Consider the following 3,799-nt stretch of genomic DNA (forward strand, 5'->3'; position numbering starts at 1 on the left):
AACTATTATAGTAATCAAAATTTAAAGATATCATAGTTTCAATTGAAGTGGAAGTGACTTGAACCGTTATCCACAACCGTTTTAAGCCATCAATACTTACTTTAACTTATCCACATGTGAATAACAATTAAATTTCATTTTCATCAACAGCTTACACTGAAAAAACTAAAGCTTAAACCGATTTGGTCTGCATTTATCGATTTTGCAACGGCAAAAAACCGAAGCCCCAATTTTGGGAACTTCGGTTTTCATGTTATTTTTTATATGAGATGACAAGGTGCCGGTTATGGTCTTCTCCGGTAGAATAAGTTTCGATATGCTGCGAGTAGCCCGCAAGCGTATCATGGATGACTTTGCGCTCACTGGAAGGCATCGGCTCCAGATGAATGTCTTTTTTCTGCCTGGCCGCCTGGTCAGCAAGCTTCAATGCAAGCTGAGCGAGTGTTTCCTTCCGCTTTGCGCGGTATCCCTCGGCGTCAACCACCGCTTGGATATATCTGTCGGAATGACGATTGAGCACGAGCTGCGTCAGCGTTTCAAGGGCATTTAAAGTTTGTCCTCTTTTTCCAATTAAAAGGGCTGTTTTATCGCCTTTTAACCGAAAAACCACTCGTTTTGACTCCTCTTCTGCCGTCACCTGGGCTTGTATTCCCATATTCGAAATCACATTTGCCAAATACTGTTTTGCTTCTTTAACCGGGTCTTTTTTTTCCCGAATGTTCACGACTGCAGACCGATGACCGAAAATGCCGAATAATCCCTTTTTTCCTTCATCAACTACGTCGACTTCGACATCATCTGCATGAAGGCCCAGCTGTTCAAGCCCGGATTGCACTGCTTCATCGACGGTACGTCCAGTAGCAGTCAGTTCCTTCACTTTTTCTTACCTCCGGATTTTTTTCCTCCGGCTGCCGCTTCCTGCCTCTCTGCCTTTAAATCAGGCCCTTTGATAAAGAAGGTTTGAGCAATCATGAATAAGTTACCGACTACCCAGTACAGGGAAAGAGCCGCCGGGAAACTGACCGCAAATACAACGATCATGATCGGCATCAGCCAAAGCATCATCGCCATCTGCGGATTTTGTTGCGCTGTTCCCGCCATCATCAGCTTTTGCTGAATGAATGTGAACACACCGGCGAGACTCGGCAAAATGAAATACGGATCACGCTCCCCAAGGTCAAACCATAAAAAGCTGTGTTCTGCGATTTCCCGCGTTCTCATAATGGCATGATAGAATCCGATTAAAATCGGCATTTGAATTAAGATCGGGAAACATCCGGCAAGCGGGTTAACCCCGTGCTTCTGCATGAGAGCCATCGTTTCCTGTTGAAGCTTCTGCTGCGTTTTTTGATCTTTAGAACTGTATTTTTCGCGAAGTTTTTGCATTTCAGGCTGGAGAGCCTGCATCGCTTTCGAACTCTTCGTCTGCTTGATCATCAGCGGCAAAATTAAAAGTCTGATTAAGATCGTGACGATGATAATCGCGAGTCCGAAGTTTTCATTCGTTAAATTTGCTACATACGTGATCAGTTGTGACAGCGGGTATACGATATACGTGTTCCAAAACCCTTCGCTTTCTGCAGTGATCGGCTGGTTGATTTCCGTACATCCAGCTAACAGCACGATAACGCCGATCATACTGAACAATAATAAAATTCGCCTCTTCAACAATATTTCCTCCTAAATCTTCATTCTTCAACCGGTGTTATTCGGTTATGACCATTAAAAAGACATACTTTCTCGTATTTTATCATCTTTCTCCCCGAATGGGCGACGACATTTTTCAGGAGCTAAAGGAAGCGCTTAAAAATGAGGGCCATAACATCTTTTTAACCCGGACTATGATGGCTGATTCGGTTTTTTCCGGTAGACAAACGACTTTCTGAAAAGGTGCTGCAAACTTTTTTTCGTCTCTTCATATGACAATTCAGCTGCAGGCTTTCTTGCGATGATAATGTAGTCATTTTCTTGTTTTAATAGATCCCGCTCTTCCTGGATGACCTGGCGAATCAGCCGCTTTACCCGGTTGCGCACGACTGCGTTTCCGATTTTCTTGCTGACCGACAGTCCCACCCGAAACTCTTTCGCCTCAGGCTGGTGAAGCACATATAAAACATATTGCCGGTTTGCCATCGATTTGCCTTTTTTAAATACTTTTTGAAAATCTTCATTTTTCTTTAATCGATTTCGCTTTTTCATATCTTCTTTCACTCCGATAACAAGCTGGCAAATGGGCCTGGTCATTCCTCTATGTAAAAAAGACCACTGACATTATTCAGTGGCCTAAGCTGATAATACTTTTCTTCCTTTGCGGCGACGACGTGCTAATACAAGACGTCCATTTTTAGAACTCATACGGCTGCGAAAGCCATGAACTTTGCTGCGCTTACGGTTATTTGGTTGAAATGTTCTTTTCATGTATGACACCTCCCTCGAGGAATAGCTGTTAAAGACAGTCTAATTTATTATATTGGGATGAGCAGTTCATTGTCAACTTCGCTCACACATTTCTTTTTTGCACCATAATAGGATAACACATATCAATTTTCTTCGAAAGCCTAATTTCACTTTTCCTCAATTTTAGCTTAAAAGATTTTTTTGGAAGCGGGAAAATGGGATGAACGAAGCGAAAAAAAAGCCAATGTGGATATCTTTCGCCTCGTTTTTTCTATCCACAGTCATTATCGACAACATTTTCACAAAACTAACCGTTGTGGACAATATTTCTTCAACAGTTTGTATAGTGTGTGGATAAGTTCCTCGCAACCATTGCAACCACTCGCTTATTCTGATATTATATTTGTGTTTTAACTCTTGATAACAAATTGGCTGCCAATCCATTATCCACAAACTGTGGATAAGTTGTGGAAAGTTTTTTCACAGGGTGTGCAGGAATTTGTCCACATCTTGTGAAGAATGTCGAAAAGACGTTTTTCTACTATATTATATGTTTTCAACATTTCATTAACGAATGGACTCATCCATTTGCTCTTTTTTTGTGTTCTATAACAGGTTGGACAAGCAAATATTGCTGGTAAAGGAGGGACGAACCGCCATTATGAAAAACATATCGGATCTTTGGAATCAAGCTTTGGGGCAGATCGAAAAAAAATTGAGCAAGCCCAGCTTTGAAACATGGATGAAATCGACAAAGGCCCATTCATTGCAGGGCGATACGCTGATCATCACCGCACCGAACGAGTTCGCCAGAGACTGGCTTGAATCAAGATACCTGCACCTGATCGCCGATACGATCTACGATCTGACAGGAGAAGAATTGAGCATTAAATTTGTCATTCCTCAGAATCAAAATGAAGAAGATTTTATGCCTAAGTCTCCAATCAAAAAAATGTCGAAAGAAGAACCGGCTGATTTTCCGCAAAACATGCTGAACCCCAAATATACATTCGATACGTTCGTTATCGGTTCAGGAAACCGATTCGCCCATGCGGCGTCTTTGGCAGTGGCCGAAGCCCCGGCGAAAGCTTACAATCCGCTGTTTATTTATGGGGGAGTCGGACTTGGAAAGACTCACTTAATGCATGCGATCGGGCACTATGTCATCGATCACAATCCATCTGCAAAAGTGGTTTATTTGTCATCTGAGAAATTTACAAATGAATTCATTAACTCGATCCGTGACAATAAAGCTGTCGATTTTCGCAACCGCTATCGAAATGTTGACGTTCTTTTGATAGATGATATTCAATTTTTAGCCGGAAAAGAACAGACGCAAGAGGAATTTTTCCATACGTTTAATACGCTGCATGAAGAAACAAAGCAGATCGTCATTTCCAGC

Annotated in this window: 4 protein-coding genes and 1 pseudogene; 1 reads left to right on the forward strand and 4 read right to left on the reverse strand. The window is 42.0% G+C overall.

Going from position 1 to position 3,799, the window contains the following annotated elements; all coding sequences use genetic code 11:
• Window positions 1–253 precede the first annotated feature (253 nt).
• From jag to rpmH, 4 genes are all read right to left on the reverse strand, one after another.
• Complete coding sequence (gene jag, locus C1T29_RS00005; RefSeq protein ID WP_103749481.1) at window positions 254–877, reverse strand: RNA-binding cell elongation regulator Jag/EloR; 624 nt, start codon at window positions 875–877, stop codon at window positions 254–256.
• Window positions 874–1,674, reverse strand: coding sequence for a YidC family membrane integrase SpoIIIJ (spoIIIJ, locus tag C1T29_RS00010; RefSeq protein ID WP_208945708.1), 801 nt, complete (start codon window positions 1,672–1,674; stop codon window positions 874–876). The genes jag and spoIIIJ overlap by 4 nt, the downstream gene beginning before the upstream one ends.
• A 165-nt stretch (window positions 1,675–1,839) precedes the next feature.
• A complete protein-coding gene (gene rnpA, locus C1T29_RS00015; protein WP_020453656.1) occupies window positions 1,840–2,199 on the reverse strand; it encodes a ribonuclease P protein component in 360 nt (119 codons plus the stop codon).
• 84 nt (window positions 2,200–2,283) lie between these two features.
• The gene (rpmH, locus tag C1T29_RS00020) at window positions 2,284–2,418 is read right to left on the reverse strand and encodes a 50S ribosomal protein L34 (protein WP_003178075.1); all 135 of its coding nucleotides are present in this window, start codon (window positions 2,416–2,418) and stop codon (window positions 2,284–2,286) included.
• 640 nt (window positions 2,419–3,058) lie between these two features.
• Here rpmH and dnaA point away from each other — a divergent pair.
• Window positions 3,059–3,799 (forward strand): annotated as a pseudogene (dnaA, locus tag C1T29_RS00025) (chromosomal replication initiator protein DnaA); the annotation flags it as partial.

This window comes from Bacillus sp. MBGLi79 (assembly GCF_002953915.1).

What these genes read in the sequence shown, in the direction of transcription:
- rnpA (WP_020453656.1), bottom strand. Translation starts at nt 2,199, where the DNA reads ATGAAAAAGCGAAATCGATTAAAGAAAAATGAAGATTTTCAAAAAGTA.
- rpmH (WP_003178075.1), bottom strand. Translation starts at nt 2,418, where the DNA reads ATGAAAAGAACATTTCAACCAAATAACCGTAAGCGCAGCAAAGTTCAT.